Below are 19,812 nucleotides of genomic sequence, written 5' to 3'. Positions count from 1 at the left end.
ATATGAATAGAAGAGAAGCCGTTTCAGCAGTGGCGGTCATCCTGGGCGGAACCGTTGTTGGTTCCAGTCTCTTTCTTTCCGGTTGTAAGCAGCAGGACAAGAAAGGCTCGCCGACAGATTTCACCGCGGATGAGATCGCATTGCTGGATGAAGTAGGGGAAACCATCATTCCCACTACAGACACGCCGGGAGCCAAAGCTGCTCAGGTGGGTGCATTCATGAAAGTGATGGTGACAGATTGCTACGAGGAAAAGAACCAGAAAGCTTTTGTGGATGGTATTGCTGCCCTGCAGACTGCCAGCGATAAAAAGTTCGGCAAAGGGTTCATGAGCCTTGATGCTGCACAAAAGAAAGAGTTGCTTACAGAACTGGACAAAGAACAGAAAGCATATACTAAGGACAAGAAAGCGGAGGATCCTTCCCATTACTTCAGGCTGATGAAGGAGCTGACGCTGCTCGGTTATTTCTCATCGGAAGTGGGAGCGACCCAGGCGCTTCGTTACGTTCCCGTTCCGGGCAAATACGAAGGGTGCATACCTTATAAGAAAGGCGACAAAGCCTGGGCGACTTAATTAAAAGCACATTTCCCCGCAGGGAACTTATTTCATAAATAGTTCGCAGGATATCCTGCGAACTATTTTTTTATGCCTCTACATTCCAGTTTCCATATCAAATTGATAGGATTATCATTGGGTAATAATAGGCTAATAATAGGCTTATTATGCAACCAAAACCCTACCAAAACCCTACCAAAACCCTACCAAAACCCTACAAACAATTATAGAATTCCTTAAATAATGGGCATAAAAAAGCCACCCGAAGGTGGCTTTCAATATCAATTGTGGAATGGTTAATTGGCAGCTGATTCAGAATTGCTCTCAGATTCCGGATTTTCCATTGTAGGCATTTGAGGAAGAATTTCAGCCACTTTATTGCGGAGGACCCTCTTTGCAATCGCTCTTCTGACTACCGCTTTCTTAACAGCCCTTTTTACGGCTGCTTTTTTAATGGCCTTTTTTACCACGGCCTTTTTCACGGCTTTTTTAACAACAGCCTTTTTCACGGCTTTTTTCACTACGGCCTTTTTTACCGCTTTTTTTACTACGGCCTTCTTCACCGCTTTTTTAACCACCGCCTTTTTTACTGCCTTTTTTACGGCTGCTTTCCTTACCGCTTTTTTTACGACCGCTTTTTTTACTGCTTTTTTAACCACAGCCTTCTTAACGGCTTTTTTAGCCACCTTTTTGGCTACTGCTTTTTTTACTGCCTTTTTGGCCGGTGTTTTTTTAGCGGCCTTCTTTTTTGTGGGCATATTAATTCGTGATTTTGAGTGAATAATAATGGGTTAATAAAAAGATTTTTAAATTTACACAGGATGTGGGGAACTACCAATATGTCAGTTAATATTTCTTGCCATATTTTCAAAAAGTGGATATCGTGTTGGTTTCCCCTTTCCCCGGCTTTCCCGTCAGATTCATATTTTCTTTAACTTATCAACAACTCCTGTTAATTCATTTCGATTTCTTACCTTTGCGCTCCAAATTAGGCGACGTGACTTTTTTAGTCATTTTCCCCCAATTTGGCGGCCTGTTTACGGCCGGAGATCAAGTGCATAACTTTTTAACATACAACAATGGCAGACTTAAGATTTCAAAGAAACTTTGGTATTGCGGCCCATATCGATGCCGGTAAGACCACCACTACAGAGCGTATTTTGCGCTACACAGGTATGATTCACAAAATCGGTGAGGTACACGATGGTGCTGCTACCACTGACTGGATGGAACAGGAGAAAGAAAGGGGTATCACAATTACCTCCGCTGCTGTAAGCTGCCAGTGGAACTTTCCTACCGAAAAAGGTAAGGTAACAGGTGACACAAAAAAATATGCTTTCAATATCATCGATACCCCGGGTCACGTGGACTTTACCGTTGAGGTAGAGCGTTCTATGCGTGTTCTGGACGGTCTGATCGCCCTGTTCAGCGCCGTTGACGGTGTTGAGCCCCAGTCTGAGACTGTATGGCGCCAGGCTAACCGCTACAAGGTTCCCCGTATCGGTTTCGTAAATAAAATGGACCGTTCCGGTGCAGACTTCCTAAACGTGGTTAAGCAGGTGAAGGAAATGCTCGGTGCAAAGGCAGTTCCCCTCCAGCTCCCCATCGGTGCTGAAGACAATTTTAAAGGTGTGGTAGACCTGATCAAAATGAAAGGGATCATCTGGCACATGGAGACTGAAGGAATGACTTTCGATGAAATCGACGTTCCGGAAGACCTGAAAGCAGAAGCTGAAGAATGGAGAGCTCACCTGGTTGAAGCCGTTGCTGAATACGATGATACCCTGATGGAAAAATTCTTCGAAGATCCGAATTCAATCACCGAAGTGGAAATGCATGAAGCGATCCGCAAGGCGACTATCGATCTCAGCATCGTTCCGATGATGTGCGGTTCTTCATTTAAGAATAAAGGTGTTCAGACTGCGCTCGACGCGGTTTGTCGTTACCTGCCAAGCCCGGTTGACATCGACGCGATCGAAGGTATCAATCCTGAGAATGGCGAAACGATCAGCCGTAAGCCGGATGCTAAAGAACCTTTCGCAGCCCTGGCTTTCAAAATTATGACCGATCCTTTCGTGGGTCGTCTTGCGTTCTTCCGCGCATACTCTGGTCACCTCGACGCAGGTTCTTATGTGCTGAACGTACGTAGCGGCAAGAAAGAGCGTATCAGCCGGATCATGAAAATGTTCGCTAACAAGCAAAACCCGATCGATTTCATCGAAGCCGGTGATATCGGTGCGGCAGTAGGTTTCAAGGAAATCAAAACTGGTGATACCCTCTGCGACGAAAACCATCCGATCGTTCTGGAGAACATGTTCATCCCTGAACCTGTAATCTCTGTTGCGATTGAGCCTAAAACACAGGCTGACGTGGATAAAATGGGTATGGCTATCGCCAAGCTCGTTGAAGAAGATCCTACACTCCGCGTACGTACCGACGAAGAAACAGGCCAGACTATCCTCAGTGGAATGGGTGAACTGCACCTCGAGATCATCGTTGATCGTATGAAGCGTGAATTCAAAGTTGAAGTTAACCAGGGTAATCCCCAGGTTGCCTATAAAGAAGCATTCGCTGGTAAAGTTGAGCACCGCGAAACACTGAAAAAACAAACCGGTGGTCGTGGTAAATTCGCCGACATCGTGTTCGAACTCGGTGCTGCTGACGAAGAGTGGCTGGCTGCAAACCCTGGCCAGGGTTACCAGTTCGTAAACGATATCTTCGGTGGTTCCATCCCCCGCGAATTCGTTCCGGCTATCCAGAAAGGATTCCAGCTCGCAATGTCAAATGGTGTTCTGGCTAACTACCCTGTTGTTAGTATGAAGGTCCGTGTATTCGACGGTAGCTTCCACGCGGTTGACTCCGACGCAATGTCATTCGAACTTTGCGCGAAGCAAGGTTTCCGTGAAGCTGCCCGCAAAGCGAAGCCGCAACTCCTGGAGCCGATCATGAAAGTTGAAGTGGTTACCCCTGACCAGTATATGGGTGATGTAACCGGTGACCTTAACCGTCGTCGTGGTATGATGGAAGGTATGGACAGCCGTAACAATGCACAGGTGATCAAGGCGAAAGTGCCCCTGAGCGAAATGTTCGGTTACGTAACACAGTTGCGTTCCCTGTCTTCAGGCCGTGCATCTTCAACCATGGAGTTCTCTCACTACGCACCTGCACCAAACAACATCGCTGAAGAAGTGATCGCGAAAGTGAAGGGCAAAGTGAACGCATAAGCATAGAAGTTTAAGCAATATAGAGGGCTGTCTAAAGACAGCCCTTTTTTTATCTTTGCCGAATGACGAAAGCAGGTAAACCTTCCATCGATATCATCAATACAGTTCTCGAAGACTGCATCATTGCCTATCCTGTTTCATCGTTTATCATCAGCCTGTATAAGCACTACCTGAAATGGGGAACCTTAAGCAAGAAACAACTGATCGGGCTGCATGCAAAGGCCTCGCAGATTGAAGGCATCGCCCCCGGCAAACTGGCTGCTATCGAAACTATTATCAAGCGCATGCCCGATAAGGTCAAACCTGTTGAGATCACCAGGTCGCCTGTGGTTACTAAAGACTCCTCCATCGGCGAAACTTTGGAAAGGCTGTTAGCAGCTTACCCCAATCACAAACGCGGACTGTTCCTTCAGTCAAAATTCCAGCTCAATGAATCGTTCTCCCCGGAAGAGATGGCCGATATAAAGCGACTGAAGCAAATGCTGGATAAGAAATAAACTCAATTTCCTTCATGCATCGGATTACACATCCGCTTTGTCAGCAGTGAAACTACTGATATGAGGAAAGCGCCGGTCACCTGGCTCTTACTACTTCTGTTTTATGCAGGTTATAGCCAGGTTAAACCTGCTTCCAAATTGGGGGCTACGCTCAAACACTTCCTGGCAACGGAACAGAAAGACCAGCGTTTCATATCCAACACCAAAACCGGCAGTTTCGTTTCGGTTTTCATAGAGTTCACAGACCAGGCACAACTGGTTGCTTTGCCACCCACGGAAATCCATATACGCACCAGGACAAATAACATCGCTACAGCAGACATCCCGATCGACCAGGTTGAGCGGCTGGCTGCTTCGCCATCCATAAAGCGGATCGAACTTCCCCTATTGCTGGTTAAGACCGACACCATCATAAAAAAAGTGACTGGTGTTGATAAGGTGCTGGGTGGATTGAACCCATTGGACAAGTCCTATTCCGGCAGCAATGTTATAATGGGAATAATAGATGATGGCATTGACATCACGCATCCGGATTTTATGGATGCCACGGGTAAGACACGCATAAAGACACTTTGGAATATGGACTACGCCGGTACGCCACCAGAAGGATATCTATACGGGCATGTCTGGGCGCCGGACTCAATCGATCAGTACGTGCGAAAATTTCAGAACCAGCAAATTGCCAGGTGGAGCATGCAGGAGCGTTTCGGTTACGGCGGTCATGGTACACCGGTAACAGGGCTGGCTGCCGGAAAAAACGGTGTAGCAACAAATGCAGAGATCATCTCTGTGGCCCTTACAGCATTTGCAGATACCCTGCTTCGTTCTGACCGGGTAATTGATGCCATCGCGTTTATTTATTCGAAAGCAAAGGCACAGAAAAAGAAATGCGTGATCAATATCAGTCTTGGGGTAATGGATGGTGGTCCGCACGACGGGCAAACCCTGGTGGAAAGAGCAATCGATAACTTTTGTGCCGAACGCAACGACCTGCTGATCTGTGTTTCGGCCGGTAACAATGGCAACACCTGGAAACACTGGGGTGGCTTCCCGATCCATAAAGATTCCAGTTATGGCTTCTTTCGTTGTGCGTACAAAGCATCCCTTTATGTGACTGTTCCGAAGCAATTCTCATCCACGCTTTCTATCTCGATTGGTGAGGCAAAACTGGGTGACATCAACCGGCCGAATATCAGTCCGGATTCCGTGTATTACCAGACGCCATATATAAACATTGCAGATCTTGTCCGTAGTCCCATGCCACTTTCCTTCGATAGTAAATTGCCCAACGGCAACCCTTCTTCCACCATCACCTTCACTGCTTCTTCCTATAATGATGATTATGATGAGCTGATCATTACTACCGATGACCATACGTCCGGTACCAATGGTGTCATCTTCGATGACCACCTGTATCGCTTTATTTTTAAAGGAACCGGTACAGTGCATGCCTGGTACCCATTCTGGAATCTGCATCCTATATATTTCTTTGGGAACAATCCTTATCCCGATGATCCGACCTATAATAGTTCCGATAACGGGTATACTACAAATATTCCTTCACATGCTTTTTCTGTTCTGTCTTCGGGTGCATACAATATCCGAAGCTGTTACGTGAACAAGAGACAGAATAAAGTAGTTTATGGTTACCAGCCCTGCCAGCTGACTTACTTCACGAGCCATGGTCCCACGCTCGATGGACGGATCAAGCCGGATATCTTGTCGCCCGGTGAGAATGTTTTAACGCCGCGATCGCGGATGGACGACTTCCTTGATCATGAATTTATTATTGATACAGACATCCAGGCTTTTAGTGGAACAAGTGCTGCGAGCCCGATCACTGCCGGTGTTGCAGCCATGATCTGGGAGAAGTACCCGGACTTCATCCGTGATTCCGTTATCAACAGGATCAAATCCACAGCTTACGCTGACGACTATACGCTGCTGAATGGTCCGCTTCCAAACAATGTTTCAGGTTGGGGGAAGATCGATGCTTTCCGTGCCCTGAGTGGTGAAATAACTGACTATTCCTTATTCTGTCAGAATAACGTGTGTGAAGTAACGGTAGTTCCTACTGATCCCAGGGTCAGCAACCCGTACCATTTCAGGTTTTTTCCCAATCCCGCTTTTCAATTCGTGATTGCAGAATACAATTCCGAAACCCCTCTTACCCTACTTATGTACAACAGTATCGGTCAGCGGGTAAGTGAATTCAAACTGCCCGCTTCACCAATAGTTTCCAGGCAAATAATTTACCTCAATTATTTCGCCCCTGGTATTTACTTTATGAGGATAACAGGTAAGAACTACAGCATAAGTCAACCTCTGCTGATTGGTCGTTAATATACAGGGGCTTCCGTATCAGGGTTTTTTATACATTCGGGAATCAATGGAATAAATCATCAAATGAAACTTCGTATGTACAGGACCCTCAGGCTGATCATGCTGATCGCACTCCTGAATTTGCAACAGGCATTTGCACAAACTCCCGATTCTGTTATAGTAGCAGGAATAGTAAAGGAGGCAACTGAAAACTCCCAACTCGAGAAACTCGCTCACGAACTGATGGATGTGATCGGTCCGCGCCTGGTCGGCTCACCACAGATGCAGCAGGCACATGATTGGGCAGTAGAAAAATACAAGACATGGGGCATTACGGCCAGGAATGAAAAATGGGGTGAATGGCGTGGATGGGAGAGGGGCGTTACACATATCGATATGGTTCACCCGAGAGTGAAATCGCTTGAAGGGATGCAACTCGCATGGAGTCCCTCCACAGCAGGAAAATCAGTAACTGCAGAACTGGTTATCATTCCCGACGTGCAGGATTCAATAGCCTTCCAGCAATGGCTGCCCCAGGTAAAAGGGAAATTCGTGATGATCTCCATGAACCAACCGACCGGGCGTCCCGACTACAACTGGCAGGAATTCGCTACCAAGGAATCATTTGAGAAAATGAAGAAGGAGAGGACTGCCCAGACCGAAGCATGGCGCAAGCGGATCTCCAAAACAGGCATGAACAACCGAACATTGGCAGAGGCCCTGGAAAAAGCAGGTGCTGTGGGTATTGTCATGAGCAACTGGTCAAATGGATTTGGTGTGAACAAGATCTTCGGCGCTAACACCAAGAAGATTCCGACAATCGATATCGCATTGGAAGACTATGGCTTGCTGTACCGGTTGACCGAATCGGGCAACAAACCAAAAATTACGGTACGCTCGGATTCCAAAGAAAAAGGAACCGTTCCTACTTTCAATACTATTGCTGAGATCAAAGGAACCGAAAAGCCTGATGAATATGTGATCCTTTCTGCCCACTTCGACTCATGGGATGGAGGAACAGGTGCAACAGATAACGGAACCGGTACACTTGTGATGATGGAAGCCGCAAGGATCCTGAAGAAATTATATCCCAATCCCAAAAGGACGATCCTGGTTGGTCACTGGGGAAGCGAAGAGCAGGGATTGAACGGCTCACGTGCATTCGTCGAAGATCACCCGGAAATCGTAAGTAATATCCAGGCAGTGTTCAACCAGGATAATGGAACCGGAAGGGTTACCAGTCTCGCAGGACAGGGTTTCCTCCATTCATATGAATACCTGGGCCGCTGGCTGTCAGTAGTACCGGCAAACATCAAAGACCCGATCGAGACCCGGTTCCCGGGATCACCTGGAACAGGCGGTTCCGATTTCGCATCCTTTGTAGCTGCAGGTGCACCGGCATTTTCACTTAGTTCACTGAGCTGGTCATACGGTTCCTATACCTGGCATACAAACCGCGATACTTATGATAAGATAGTATTTGATGATGTGCGCAGCAATGCGATTCTCGCAGCAATCATGGCTTATATGGCGAGTGAAGATCCACAGAAAACAAAACGCGACCAGATCGTACTGCCGGTAAATCCGCAGACCGGCAAACCCGGCACCTGGCCCGCAAAAAGAACCCCAACCCGTAAAGGCGGTGTGAATTAAACTGAAGTAAAATTTGAACAACATGAGGTACCTGGTATTGTTTCTTTCGTTATTTTTTTCCGGTATTGCCGGCGCGCAAAATGGTTTCCAGTGGGCTGCTGATGGCAAAGGCTATTACCAGCATTCGGAAGACGGGTCAATTACATTTACAGAGTTACCCGGCGGGGAAACATCTGTATTTATCAATAAGGATGACCTGAAACCAGAAGGCTCCGCCAACCCGCTGACTGTAATCAGTTATTCGTTTTCGGCCGACAGGCAAAAAGTGCTGATCTACACCAATTCGCGCAGGGTATGGCGCTACTGGACAAAGGGTGATTATTATGTGTACGATATCGCCACAAAAAGAGTAACCCGCGCAGGAGCGTCCCTGCCCGGGTCATCACTGATGTTTGCAAAGTTCTCACCCGATAGTAAGAAGATTGCCTACGTTTCAGGTAATAACCTTTACTCCGAAGACCTGTCAAACAACAGGATAACCCAGCTAACGACTGACGGTAGCCGAAAACTGATCAATGGTACATTCGACTGGGCATATGAAGAAGAGTTCTTCTGCCGTGATGGATTCAGGTGGAGTCCTGACAGCAAAAAAATAGCCTTCTGGCAAATAGATGCAACAGGTACTAAAGACTACCTGATGGTGAACAACACCGATTCGATCTACCCGGTAGCTGTTCCGGTAGAGTACCCGGTGGCAGGAGAGAAGCCTTCCCCTTTCCGGATTGGAGTGGTGAGTGCTGATGCTGCCGGTACAAAATGGATGAACCTGCCTTACGACGAAAAACTGGGCAGTTATGCGCCGAGAATGGAATGGGTACCAGGTACCGATGAAGTGATTGTGCAGCACCTTGATCGCAAGCAGCAGCATTCCCGGTTATTCCAGGTGAATGCCGCTACCGGCAATGCTAAGCTGATCTATGAAGAAAGGGACAGTGCGTGGATAGATATCCTGCCATCGTGGGACCAGGACTATGCAAATGGCCGGTGGGACTGGCTGAAAAGTGGTAAGGAGTTCTTGTGGGTAAGTGAGAAGGACGGGTGGCGTCATGCCTACCGGATCAGCCGGGATGGAGGTAAGGAGACGCTTGTTACCAAAGGGAACCTGGATATCATGGATCTCGTGGCTATTGACGAACCGGGTAACTATTTGTACTACCTCGCATCACCCGAAAATGCCACCCAATTGTATCTCTATCGTTCCAGGCTTGATGGTAAAGGCAAAGCTGAAAGAGTTACCCCCGCCGACCAACCGGGAACCCATGAATACAATATTTCACCGGGAGCCTTATATGCAAAACACCAGTTCAACAACCACTATACCACCCCGGCTGAGGAATGGATCAGCGTGAAAGACGGGAAGCCCCTGAAAGGAAGTAAATCCATAAGTGAATTGCTGGCCACTTCCCGTCCGAAGTCACCCGGTGTCGAATTCATTAAGATCCGGACCGAAGAAGGAGTGGAGATGGACGCCTGGGTGGCAAAGCCAAAAAATTTTGATCCATCCAAAAAGTATCCCGTTGTGTTTTATGTATACACGGAACCCTGGGGCCAGACGGTGAAAGACACCTATGGCATCGGCCAGAATTTCCTCTACAATGGTGATATGGCAGGTGACGGTTACATTTATGTGTCTGTTGACAACAGGGGAACGCCGGTCCCCAAAGGCAGGGCATGGAGGAAGATTGTGTACCGGAAGATCGGGCTGGTCAATACCCGGGACCAGGCGATGGCGGCAAAGGAAGTGCTGAAATGGTCCTATGTCGACTCGTCCAGGGTGGCTGTATGGGGCTGGAGCGGCGGCGGTTCAGCCACGCTCAACCTGATGTTCCAGTTCCCTGAGATCTATAAAACCGGCATTGCGGTAGCGGCAGTAGGTAACCAGCTTACCTATGACAATATTTACCAGGAGCGGTATATGGGCCTGCCACAGGAAAACCGGGACGATTTTATAAAAGGTTCGCCCCTGACTTATGCCAAAAACCTGGTCGGCAAGCTTCTTTATATCCATGGAACGGGAGATGATAATGTGCACTATAACAATGCGGAAATGCTGATAAACGAGCTTATCCGGAACAACCGGCAGTTCCAGCTTATGAGTTACCCCAACCGTACCCACAGCATTTCAGAAGGGGAAGGAACAATAGAACACCTGAGGACATTATATACCAACTTCCTGAGGCAGAACTGTCCGCCGGGAGGTAAATAATCAGCCATGTATCCGATCATCAGCGCGGTTTGCCTGGGAATTGCCCTGAGTGCCTGTTGCGGGTTCAGGGTATTCCTGCCCCTGCTTGGAGCGTCGGTGGCGGCTTATTTCGGCTGGATCCCCCTGAACCCGGAGATGCAGTGGATGGCTGGCCTGACGGCGATCATCAGCTTCGGAACAGCCGCCGTGCTCGAAGTGCTGGCTTATTACATTCCTTTCGTGGATAACCTGCTCGACGCAATTGCAACCCCTCTCGCAGTAGTGGCAGGAACGGTGCTGGCAGCATCGTTCCTGCCGCTTGGGGGTATGGATCCACTTTTACGGTGGGGCCTTGGCTTGATAGCCGGTGGAGGAACTGCGGGCATAATCCAGGCCGGAACGGGGTTCCTGCGCCTGCTGAGTACCAAGACCACAGCCGGAACCGGCAATGCCGTACTGGCTACCGGCGAGAACCTGGCCGCTGCTGGCGGAACTATCGCAAGTCTGCTGGTCCCGGTACTAGCAGCTATCCTGACGATCGGCCTGGTCGTATATTTAGTGGTTGCTCTTATTAAAAGGCTCCCGAAGTGACACCCGTGAAACCTTCGTTCTGGTAACTTTTCCGGCCAACCCTGGCGTGAAACACACCATCCACGGGCATCTTTTTTACTTTTCCCTTTAAAATTTTTACTTTTCCCTCATAATTTTTTGGAAAAAACAAAACTACCGTTACCTTTGCACTCCCAATTAAATATTTGGGATAATAGGTATGTCACAGCGAATCAGAATAAAATTGCAGTCTTACGATCACAACCTGGTAGACAAATCTGCCGAGAAGATCGTTAAAACAGTACGTAGCACCGGTGCGGTGGTAACAGGTCCTATTCCCTTACCCACCCAGAAGAAGATTTTCACCGTACTGCGCTCTCCCCACGTGAACAAGAAGGCCCGTGAACAATTCCAGCTTTGCACGCACAAGCGCCTGCTGGATATCTACACTTCCTCTTCAAGGACTGTAGATGCACTGAGCAAACTGGACCTGCCTTCAGGAGTAGAAGTGGAGATCAAAGCGTAACAGGTTCGCTGAAAAACGAAATTAGTTCTTATAAATAACTGCCCTAACTCTCAATTCCGTTCATGCGGGAGAAAAGAGCGCTGGGGTTGGGTGAGAAGGCAAATCCTTTGAGAAATCCTTTGTCATCCATTAATTAGTAAAAGTAAATATGAACAAGCCGTTCAGGGTTTGTTTACTATTGGTACTTCCATCGTCCACCGAAGCGCTTTAGCGAAGGTGGATTTAAACCACCTCCTACGCTGAAGCTTCGGGGGGTACAAACGGAAAAGGTCAATAGCAAACGGGGATTGAAGTCCATCAATCAACTGCCAGCAAAGGCAGACAGTTGGATTGTCCTTTTAACCATGCGGCGCAAATGGTAATTAAATGAAAGGAATTATTGGAAAAAAGATTGGGATGACCAGCATCTTCAGTCCCGATGGAAGGCAAACGGCCTGCACCATCATTGAAGCTGGTCCATGTGTAGTTACCCAGGTAAAGACCAAAGAGTCTGACGGGTACGATGCACTTCAACTCGCATTCGGCGACAAAAAAGAAAAACACGCTACAAAAGCCGAAACAAATCACTTCTCAAAGGCACAGACTGCTGCCAAACGTTTTGTAAAAGAATTCCGCGATTTCTCAATAGAAAAAGCACTTGGGGAAACTGTAACTGCAGAAATTTTCGCTGAAGGCGATAAAGTTGATGTGGTAGGTAATACCAAGGGTAAAGGTTTCCAGGGTGTTGTAAAGCGCCATGGATTCAGTGGTGTCGGTGAAGCATCTCACGGTCAGCACGACCGTCAGCGTGCTCCAGGTTCTCTGGGTAACTCTTCTGACGCATCACGCGTTATGAAGGGCATGCGCATGGCCGGCCGTATGGGTAATGAGCGGGTGAAGATGAAGGGCCTGAAAATCCTGAAAGTATTCCCTGATAAAAATTATATCCTGGTTAGCGGATCCGTTCCGGGCCATATTGGTTCTATCGTTTTTATCCAGAAGTAAACCATTTAATCTGAAGTACGATGCAAGTAGATGTATTAGATATACAAGGAAAGAAAACCGGAAGAACCATTGAGTTACCGGAAGAGATCTTCGGTGTAGAGCCGAACGATCACGTGATCTATCTTTCTGTAAAGCAATACCTGGCTGCACAGCGCCAGGGTACACATAAAGTTAAGACCCGGATGGAAGTTAAGGGTGCCAGCCGTAAGCTGCACCGCCAGAAAGGTACCGGTGGTTCCCGTAAAGGTAACCTGCGTAACCCCCTGTATAAAGGTGGTGGTACCATCTTCGGACCCAAGCCGCGTGATTACAGCTTCAAGCTGAACCGTAAAGTGAAGGACCTGGCTAAAATGTCGGCTCTTGCTTATAAGGCGAAAGAAAATGCAATTGTGATCGTTGAGGACCTGGCGATTGAAACGCCTAAGACCAAAACTTTCACTGGTGTTCTGAAAGCGCTGAACATTGCCGGTAAGAAAACCCTGTTCGTTCTTCCTGAAAATGGTGAGAACGTTTACCTGAGCCTTCGCAACATCCCTTCAGTAGCGGGAACAGTGCTGAGCGATATGAATACTTTCGATATCGTTAATGCACAGGTGCTGATACTGAGTGAAAGCGTAGCAAAGGTTTTCACTGAAACAGAAGAAGAAAACGCATAATCATCACATTAATAAAAAGTAAGAAATGAAACTTTCTGAAATTCTGATAAAGCCGATTTTGACTGAGAAGGCAAACTCCCAGCAGGAAAGCCTGCGCCGCTTTGCTTTCAAGGTTAACAGGAAGGCAAACAAGCTGGAGATCAAGAAAGCAATAGAAACATTTTACGGTGTTACTGTTGTGGACGTGAATACTTCTGTGATTCCCGGAAAGAACAAGACCCGCTTTACAAAAGCAGGTTTTATCCAGGGCCGTAAGCCAGCCTTTAAGAAGGCACTGGTAACGGTTGCAGAAGGAGAAACAATTGATCTGTACGGAGCAGTTTAATCAACACAACATTAAAGTAAGCGACGCTGAGAAGTTCGCAGTAAAATCAAATAAAGATGGCATTAAGAAAGTATAAGCCGATGACGGCGGGAACGCGTTGGAGAATCGGGAACGCGTACGCGGAGATCACAACAGATACTCCGGAAAAAAGCCTGCTTGAGAAAAAGAACGGTACCGGTGGCCGTAACGCCCAGGGCCGCAGGAGCATGCGCTACATTGGTGGCGGTCATGCCAAGCAGTACCGTATTGTTGATTTCAAGCGTAACAAGAAAGACATTCCTGCAAAGGTTGCTTCTATCGAGTACGATCCGAACCGTTCTGCATTCATCGCGCTGCTGAATTATGCAGATGGTGAGAAGAGATATATCATTGCTCCGCAGGGCCTGCAGGTAGGCACTGAAGTTCTCAGTGGTGATGCCGTAGCTCCTGAGCTTGGTAACGCCCTGATGCTGAAGAACATGCCTCTCGGTACTGTTGTTCACAACATCGAAATGCAGCCTGGCCAGGGTGGAAAGATCGCGCGTAGCGCAGGTACTTCTGCACAGCTGAGCAACAAGGAAGAAAAATATGCTGTATTGAAAATGCCTTCAGGGGAACTGAGGAAAGTGCTGATCAACTGCTATGCTACAGTTGGTGTTGCTTCCAACAGCGATCACAGCCTGCAGAGCATGGGTAAGGCTGGTAGGAACCGCTGGAAAGGTATCAAGCCGCGTAACCGTGGTGTGGCCATGAACCCTGTTGATCACCCGATGGGTGGTGGTGAAGGTAGGGCATCCGGAGGTCATCCGAGAAGCAGGACCGGTAAGTATGCAAAAGGTCTGAAGACACGTAAGCATAAAGGTTCTGATAAACTGATTATCCAACGCAAGAATGGTAAGAAGTTAGCCTAAATCATCAATCATCAATCTACAAGCTAAAATTTAGATATGGCTCGTTCAATTAAAAAAGGTCCTTACGTAGACGTAAAACTGGAGCAGAAGGTTTTGGATATGACCGACGGTAAATCCAAGAAAGGTGTTATCAAAACATGGAGCCGCCGCTCTACCATCACTCCTGATTTCGTGGGTCACACTTTTGCCGTGCACAATGGTAACAAGTTCATCCCGGTATATGTAACGGAGTTCATGGTGGGTCACAAGCTGGGAGAATTTGCTCCTACCCGCAACTTCAAGGGACACTCAAGTAAAAAAATGTAATTAATAAATAATCCACCTACGTTAAAGCTTCGGTGGATGAAAGAATCTTATAAACATGGAAGCAGTAGCAAAACTGAAAAATTACCCCACATCACCCAGAAAGATGCGTTTGCTGGCTGACCTGGTGCGTGGAATGGAAGTTGAGAAGGCGCTGGCGGTGCTCGAGCACAATGCCAAGCACCCGGCCGTTCCCCTCCGTAAACTGGTTGTAAGTGCAATCAGCAACTGGAAGCAGGCAAATGAAGGTGGCGATGAGACCACCCTGGTGGTAAAGACCATTTTCGTTGATGGCGCAAGAACGCTTAAGCGTATGCGTCCCGCTCCGCAGGGTCGTGGTTATCGCGTCCGCAAGCGCAGCAATCACGTAACAGTAGTTGTAGATTCTAAATAATTCAATCGATAAACTTAATATACCAAACAAATGGGTCAGAAAACAAATCCTATTGGTGCAAGGTTGGGAATCATCCGCGGTTGGGAAAGCAACTGGTTTGGCAGTAAGAAGGATTACTCCACCAAGCTGATCGAAGATCATAAGATCCGCACTTACCTCAACGCGCGAATTAATAAGGGAGGTATCTCCAAGATCGTTATCGAGCGTACGCTTGGTAAACTGATCGTTACCATCCATACTTCCAAGCCTGGTATCATCATAGGAAAAGGTGGTAATGAGGTTGATCGTATTAAGGAAGAGCTGAAGAAGCTGACCGGTAAGGATGATGTCCAGATCAACATCCTGGAGATCCGTCGCCCGGAGCTTGATGCCAACATTGTTGGAGATACAATTGCCAAGCAGATCGAAAACCGTATCAACTATAAGCGTGCTATCAAGATGGCGATCGCCTCTGCACTCCGTATGGGAGCAGAAGGAATCAAAATCAAGGTGAGCGGCCGTCTGGGTGGTGCCGAGATTGCCCGTACTGAAGAGATTAAGCAGGGTCGTACCCCGCTGCATACTCTCCGTATGGACATCGATTACGCAAACGTGTTTGCCCTTACCGTATATGGTAAGATCGGTATCAAAGTATGGATCTGTAAAGGTGAAGTACTTGCCAAGCGTGACCTGAACCCCAACTTCATCGGTGGTAAAGAAGGTGGCCTGAGCGACCGTCGTGAGCGCCGTGATGATGACCGTCGTGATCACCGTGGTGGTGGCGACAGGAGAGGAGGAGGCGACCGTGGTGGCCGTGGAGCAGGAGACAGAAGGGACCGTAGAAATTAAATTAATAATGTGCAAAGATGAAAATGTGCGGATGTCAAGATTCACATTTTCACATTTTCAAATTTCCAAATTGATTAAAGATGTTACAACCTAAAAGAACGAAGCACAGGAAAATGCAGAAGATGCCTGTAAAGGGCGATGCAAAGCGCGGTACTAACCTGTCATTTGGTTCATTCGGTCTGAAGGCGCTGGAAACAGTATGGATGACCGATCGCCAGATCGAAAGTGCCCGTCAGGCAATGACACGTTCCATGAAGCGTGAAGGAAATGTCTGGATCCGTATTTTCCCTGATAAAATAGTTACCCGGAAGCCAGCCGAAGTAAGGATGGGTAAAGGTAAAGGTAACCCTGACCATTGGGCTGCCGTGGTAAAACCAGGTCGCATTTTGTTTGAATGCGATGGTGTGACAGAAGAAGTTGCCAAAGAAGCAATGGAACTGGCTGCACAAAAGCTGCCGATCAAAACTAAGTTTGTGGTTCGCAGGGAGCTGCAGTCATAACATTCCTTAAAAACAAAAATCGAGTATACGATGTCAAAGAAAATCGATTTCGTTAAGAGCCTGAAAGACATGAGTGTGGCTGATCTGAAGGCGCGTATCCAGGAGGATGAAATGCGTCTGAAGAAGCTGGAATTCGCCCATGCGATCACTCCGCTGGAGAATCCCATGAGCATCCGCGACCTGCGCAGGGATGTTTCCCGCCTGAAAACGGAATTAACCAAAAAACTGGCTACTGCCTGATTGCAGTAACCAGCTTTACACAACAAGCGAATAAGCTAAAACGAATAACAATGGCTGAAAGAAATTTGCGTAAAACAAGGATCGGGGTGGTAATCAGTAATAAAATGGAAAAGACCATCACTATTACTGTGGAAAGAAGAGTAAAACACCCTATCTACGGTAAGTTCGTGAAGAAAACCACCAAGTTCCATGCACACGACGAAAAGAACGAGTGCAGCATCGGAGATATGGTGCGCATCATGGAAACCCGTCCCCTCAGCAAAACAAAGCGCTGGAGACTGGTGGAAGTGCTGGAAAAAGTGAAGTAATCCCTCTGTTTTACATTACTAATTGACTAAACTAATTTAAGATGATTCAGCAAGAAAGCAGATTGAATGTAGCTGATAACAGTGGAGCCAAAGAGGTACTGGTTATCCGCGTGCTGGGTAACAGCGGGCAGGATTATGCCAAAATTGGCGACAAGATCGTGGTAACTGTTAAAGATGCCATTCCTGCAGGCGGTATTAAAAAAGGTACCGTAACTAAAGCGGTAATCGTTCGTACCAAGAACAAACTCCGCCGCAAAGACGGCTCTTACATCCGTTTCGATGACAACGCCGTAGTGTTGTTGAACAACTCGGATGAACCACGCGGTACACGTATTTTCGGGCCAGTTGCCAGGGAACTGCGCGACAAGGGATATATGAAGATTATTTCTCTTGCTCCGGAAGTATTATAATCGTACCTTTGCGCCCCGATTGGGTGCACGGGCTGGAAACAAAAGTGAAAAATAGATAAACAGAATCTACATGAGCACAAGATTCAAAGCGAAATACAACATTAAAAAGGGCGACACGGTGGTAATAATTGCCGGCGATGATAAAGACCTGAAAAAACCACGTAAGGTTTTGGAAGTGATCGTTGACAAAGGCCGTGTGGTTGTTGAAGGCGTGAATATCGTCACCAAGCACACAAAACCTTCTGCCCAGAATACCAAAGGTGGTATTGTCAAGAAGGAAGCCTCCATCAATATCTCCAACATTATGTTGTGGGATGCTAAAGCTGGTGCTGCTACCAAGGTTAAGCGTACCCGTGAAGAAGGTAAGCTAGTTCGTGTATCAAAAAAATCAGGGGAGGTAATTAAGTAATGAGTACCGTTAAATATTCTCCGCGTCTGGCAGACAAGTACAAGAAAGAAGTTGTACCTGCCTTAATGAAAAAATTTGCCTACAGCACTGTTATGCAGGCCCCCAGGCTGACCAAGATCTGCCTCAACCGTGGCGTTAATGGTGCCGTTGCAGATAAGAAACTGGTGGATATCGCTGTAGATGAGCTGACTACCATTACCGGTCAGAAAGCCGTTGCTACTATGTCGAAGAAGGATATCTCCAACTTCAAACTGCGTAAGAACATGCCCATCGGTGCGCGTGTTACCCTCCGCGGTGAGAAGATGTATGAATTCCTGGACCGCCTGATCGCCGTGTCACTGCCCCGCGTACGTGATTTCAAAGGCGTAAGCGAAAAAGCTTTCGACGGCCGTGGTAACTACACACTGGGTGTTACCGAGCAGATCATTTTCCCTGAGATCGACATCGACAAGGTAAATAAGATCACTGGTCTCGACATCACCTTCGTTACAACTGCGAACACTAACGAAGAAGCTTACGAACTCCTGAAAGAGCTCGGCATGCCCTTCCGCAACATTAAGAAAGGTGAAAACGCTTAATAAATTACTTTTTAATTAAATAAAACAATGGCTAAAAAATCGGTAGAAGCCAGACAAAGGAAAAGAGAAGCATTAGTAGCAAGGTATGCTGAGAAGCGTGCTGCTTTGAAAGCTGCAGGCGACTTCCAGGCATTGGATTCCCTTCCCCGCAACGCTTCCCCTGTTCGTCTGAAAAATCGTTGCCAGCTTACTGGTCGTCCGAAAGGTTATATGCGCTATTTCGGTCTTTCCAGGGTTATGTTCCGCGACATGGCACTTGCTGGTAAGATTCCCGGCGTAAGAAAAGCCAGCTGGTAATTCTATACTTGTTGATATCAGGTAGGATATCGCATTGTAAACACATTTTAAAACAACTCATTTACAGCAATGGTTACTGATCCTATAGCAGACTTTCTGACCCGCCTCCGTAATGCACAGATGGCAGGACACCGAATCGTAGAAATCCCCGCTTCAAACCTGAAGAAGCGCATCACCGAGATCCTGTACGATAAAGGTTATATCCTGAAGTACAAGTTCGAGGAAGACAATAAGCAAGGTCTCATCAAAATCGCCCTGAAGTATGATCCGTCCACCAAGCAACCTGCTATCCAGTCTCTGGAAAGGGTTAGCCGTCCGGGTCTGCGCCAGTATGCAAAGCCGGCTGACTTCACACGTGTGAAGAATGGTCTCGGTGTAGCAATCATCTCTACTTCAAAAGGTGTGATGACCGATAAGGAAGCCAAATCGCAGAATGTAGGCGGTGAGGTGCTTTGTTATATTTACTAAGAGCATTAATTGCGCAATGGCAACATTGCGCAATCGATATATAAACGGGTTGCTGATACATTAAGTCGTCCTATACCCGGCTGACCGATCTCAACCTCAAACAAATAATAAAACATCAAAACTTATTTTGTATGTCACGTATAGGTAAAAAGCCCGTTACAGTTCCCGCAGGAGTTACCGTTACTGTTGGAAAGGATAATGTGATTACCATAAAAGGCCCTAAAGGCGAACTGAAGCAGGCGATCGATCGCGATATCACTGTTGAAGTAAAAGATAGTGAAGTAGTGATCAACCGTCCGACAGACCAGATCCGTCACCGCGCTATGCACGGTCTTTACCGTGCCCTGGTTGCCAATCTTGTTAAAGGCGTAACCGATGGTTTCAAGGCTGAGATGGAACTGGTGGGTGTGGGTTTCAAAGCCGCCAATACCGGTAATACCCTCGACCTCGCTCTTGGTTATTCCCACAATATTATTTTCGAAATTCCCAAGGAACTGAAAGTTGCCACGCTTACTGAAAAAGGTCAGAACCCCAAGATCATCCTGGAAAGTTCAGACAAACAACTGCTGGGCCAGGTAGCTGCAAAGATCCGCAGCCTGCGTAAGCCTGAGCCATACAAAGGAAAAGGTGTTCGCTTTGTTGGTGAAGTGGTTCGTAAGAAAGCAGGTAAGTCAGCTGGTAAATAATAAATTGTAATAACAGATTGTTCCCG

The 19,812-nt window shown here is 47.3% G+C and carries 25 protein-coding genes; 24 read left to right on the top strand and 1 reads right to left on the bottom strand.

Annotated elements, in window-relative coordinates:
• Positions 1-2: 2 nt before the first annotated feature.
• Positions 3-572: a gluconate 2-dehydrogenase subunit 3 family protein gene (locus OI18_RS19645; protein ID WP_039143002.1), complete on the top strand. Its 570-nt coding sequence runs from the start codon at positions 3-5 to the stop codon at positions 570-572.
• 278 nt (positions 573-850) lie between these two features.
• On the opposite strand, the gene OI18_RS24725 is transcribed toward OI18_RS19645, so the two are convergent.
• The gene (locus OI18_RS24725) at positions 851-1,312 is read right to left on the bottom strand and encodes a hypothetical protein (RefSeq protein ID WP_052273414.1); all 462 of its coding nucleotides are present in this window, start codon (positions 1,310-1,312) and stop codon (positions 851-853) included.
• A 321-nt stretch (positions 1,313-1,633) separates the two neighbouring features.
• On the opposite strand from OI18_RS24725, the gene fusA reads away from it, so the two are divergent.
• From fusA to rplF, 23 genes are all read left to right on the top strand, one after another.
• Positions 1,634-3,778, top strand: coding sequence for an elongation factor G (gene fusA, locus OI18_RS19635; RefSeq protein ID WP_039143000.1), 2,145 nt, complete (start codon positions 1,634-1,636; stop codon positions 3,776-3,778).
• A 62-nt stretch (positions 3,779-3,840) separates the two neighbouring features.
• Positions 3,841-4,275, top strand: a complete 435-nt coding sequence (locus OI18_RS19630) for a hypothetical protein (RefSeq protein WP_039142997.1) — start codon at positions 3,841-3,843, stop codon at positions 4,273-4,275.
• A gap of 60 nt (positions 4,276-4,335) precedes the next feature.
• Positions 4,336-6,618, top strand: a complete 2,283-nt coding sequence (locus tag OI18_RS19625; RefSeq protein WP_039142994.1) for a S8 family peptidase — start codon at positions 4,336-4,338, stop codon at positions 6,616-6,618.
• Positions 6,619-6,681: 63 nt separating this feature from the next.
• Complete coding sequence (locus OI18_RS19620; protein WP_240312805.1) at positions 6,682-8,250, top strand: M20/M25/M40 family metallo-hydrolase; 1,569 nt, start codon at positions 6,682-6,684, stop codon at positions 8,248-8,250.
• Between the two features lie 22 nt (positions 8,251-8,272).
• The gene (locus OI18_RS19615; protein ID WP_039142991.1) at positions 8,273-10,456 is read left to right on the top strand and encodes a S9 family peptidase; all 2,184 of its coding nucleotides are present in this window, start codon (positions 8,273-8,275) and stop codon (positions 10,454-10,456) included.
• Between the two features lie 6 nt (positions 10,457-10,462).
• Positions 10,463-11,026 (top strand): DUF4126 domain-containing protein, encoded by a 564-nt coding sequence (locus tag OI18_RS19610; RefSeq protein WP_039142989.1) that lies wholly within the window; start codon positions 10,463-10,465, stop codon positions 11,024-11,026.
• Positions 11,027-11,204: 178 nt separating this feature from the next.
• Positions 11,205-11,510 (top strand): 30S ribosomal protein S10, encoded by a 306-nt coding sequence (rpsJ, locus tag OI18_RS19605; protein ID WP_039142986.1) that lies wholly within the window; start codon positions 11,205-11,207, stop codon positions 11,508-11,510.
• Positions 11,511-11,876: 366 nt separating this feature from the next.
• Positions 11,877-12,494, top strand: a complete 618-nt coding sequence (rplC, locus tag OI18_RS19600) for a 50S ribosomal protein L3 (protein ID WP_039142983.1) — start codon at positions 11,877-11,879, stop codon at positions 12,492-12,494.
• A 20-nt stretch (positions 12,495-12,514) separates the two neighbouring features.
• Positions 12,515-13,150, top strand: a complete 636-nt coding sequence (rplD, locus tag OI18_RS19595) for a 50S ribosomal protein L4 (RefSeq protein ID WP_039142978.1) — start codon at positions 12,515-12,517, stop codon at positions 13,148-13,150.
• Positions 13,151-13,175: 25 nt separating this feature from the next.
• Positions 13,176-13,475 carry a 50S ribosomal protein L23 gene (rplW, locus tag OI18_RS19590; RefSeq protein WP_039142976.1) on the top strand — a complete coding sequence of 100 codons (300 nt, stop codon included), beginning with the start codon at positions 13,176-13,178 and terminating at the stop codon, positions 13,473-13,475.
• 56 nt (positions 13,476-13,531) lie between these two features.
• A complete protein-coding gene (gene rplB / locus OI18_RS19585; protein WP_039142974.1) occupies positions 13,532-14,365 on the top strand; it encodes a 50S ribosomal protein L2 in 834 nt (277 codons plus the stop codon).
• Between the two features lie 36 nt (positions 14,366-14,401).
• Positions 14,402-14,671 carry a 30S ribosomal protein S19 gene (gene rpsS, locus OI18_RS19580; RefSeq protein WP_039142972.1) on the top strand — a complete coding sequence of 90 codons (270 nt, stop codon included), beginning with the start codon at positions 14,402-14,404 and terminating at the stop codon, positions 14,669-14,671.
• A gap of 55 nt (positions 14,672-14,726) precedes the next feature.
• Positions 14,727-15,062, top strand: coding sequence for a 50S ribosomal protein L22 (gene rplV, locus OI18_RS19575; protein ID WP_039142963.1), 336 nt, complete (start codon positions 14,727-14,729; stop codon positions 15,060-15,062).
• Positions 15,063-15,092: 30 nt separating this feature from the next.
• A complete protein-coding gene (gene rpsC, locus OI18_RS19570; protein ID WP_039142960.1) occupies positions 15,093-15,890 on the top strand; it encodes a 30S ribosomal protein S3 in 798 nt (265 codons plus the stop codon).
• 80 nt (positions 15,891-15,970) lie between these two features.
• The gene (rplP, locus tag OI18_RS19565; protein ID WP_039142958.1) at positions 15,971-16,390 is read left to right on the top strand and encodes a 50S ribosomal protein L16; all 420 of its coding nucleotides are present in this window, start codon (positions 15,971-15,973) and stop codon (positions 16,388-16,390) included.
• Between the two features lie 30 nt (positions 16,391-16,420).
• A complete protein-coding gene (gene rpmC / locus OI18_RS19560; protein ID WP_039142956.1) occupies positions 16,421-16,630 on the top strand; it encodes a 50S ribosomal protein L29 in 210 nt (69 codons plus the stop codon).
• Positions 16,631-16,680: 50 nt separating this feature from the next.
• The gene (gene rpsQ / locus OI18_RS19555) at positions 16,681-16,938 is read left to right on the top strand and encodes a 30S ribosomal protein S17 (protein ID WP_039142955.1); all 258 of its coding nucleotides are present in this window, start codon (positions 16,681-16,683) and stop codon (positions 16,936-16,938) included.
• A 41-nt stretch (positions 16,939-16,979) separates the two neighbouring features.
• Positions 16,980-17,348: a 50S ribosomal protein L14 gene (gene rplN, locus OI18_RS19550; RefSeq protein WP_039142952.1), complete on the top strand. Its 369-nt coding sequence runs from the start codon at positions 16,980-16,982 to the stop codon at positions 17,346-17,348.
• A 70-nt stretch (positions 17,349-17,418) separates the two neighbouring features.
• Complete coding sequence (rplX, locus tag OI18_RS19545) at positions 17,419-17,757, top strand: 50S ribosomal protein L24 (RefSeq protein ID WP_039142948.1); 339 nt, start codon at positions 17,419-17,421, stop codon at positions 17,755-17,757.
• Positions 17,757-18,335: a 50S ribosomal protein L5 gene (gene rplE / locus OI18_RS19540; protein ID WP_039142945.1), complete on the top strand. Its 579-nt coding sequence runs from the start codon at positions 17,757-17,759 to the stop codon at positions 18,333-18,335. Before rplX ends, rplE begins: the two co-directional genes overlap by 1 nt.
• 27 nt (positions 18,336-18,362) lie before the next feature.
• Positions 18,363-18,632 (top strand): 30S ribosomal protein S14, encoded by a 270-nt coding sequence (gene rpsN, locus OI18_RS19535; RefSeq protein ID WP_039142943.1) that lies wholly within the window; start codon positions 18,363-18,365, stop codon positions 18,630-18,632.
• 69 nt (positions 18,633-18,701) lie between these two features.
• Positions 18,702-19,100, top strand: a complete 399-nt coding sequence (rpsH, locus tag OI18_RS19530; protein ID WP_039142940.1) for a 30S ribosomal protein S8 — start codon at positions 18,702-18,704, stop codon at positions 19,098-19,100.
• A 131-nt stretch (positions 19,101-19,231) separates the two neighbouring features.
• Positions 19,232-19,786: a 50S ribosomal protein L6 gene (gene rplF / locus OI18_RS19525; RefSeq protein WP_039142937.1), complete on the top strand. Its 555-nt coding sequence runs from the start codon at positions 19,232-19,234 to the stop codon at positions 19,784-19,786.
• The last annotated feature ends 26 nt before the right edge of the window (positions 19,787-19,812 follow it).

The sequence above is a fragment of the Flavihumibacter solisilvae genome, from assembly GCF_000814475.1.
In the GTDB taxonomy this organism is placed as follows: Bacteria; Bacteroidota; Bacteroidia; order Chitinophagales; family Chitinophagaceae; genus Flavihumibacter; species Flavihumibacter solisilvae.
Note: the sequence above shows the minus strand (reverse complement) of the source record. Positions and strands in the feature narration are given on the sequence as shown.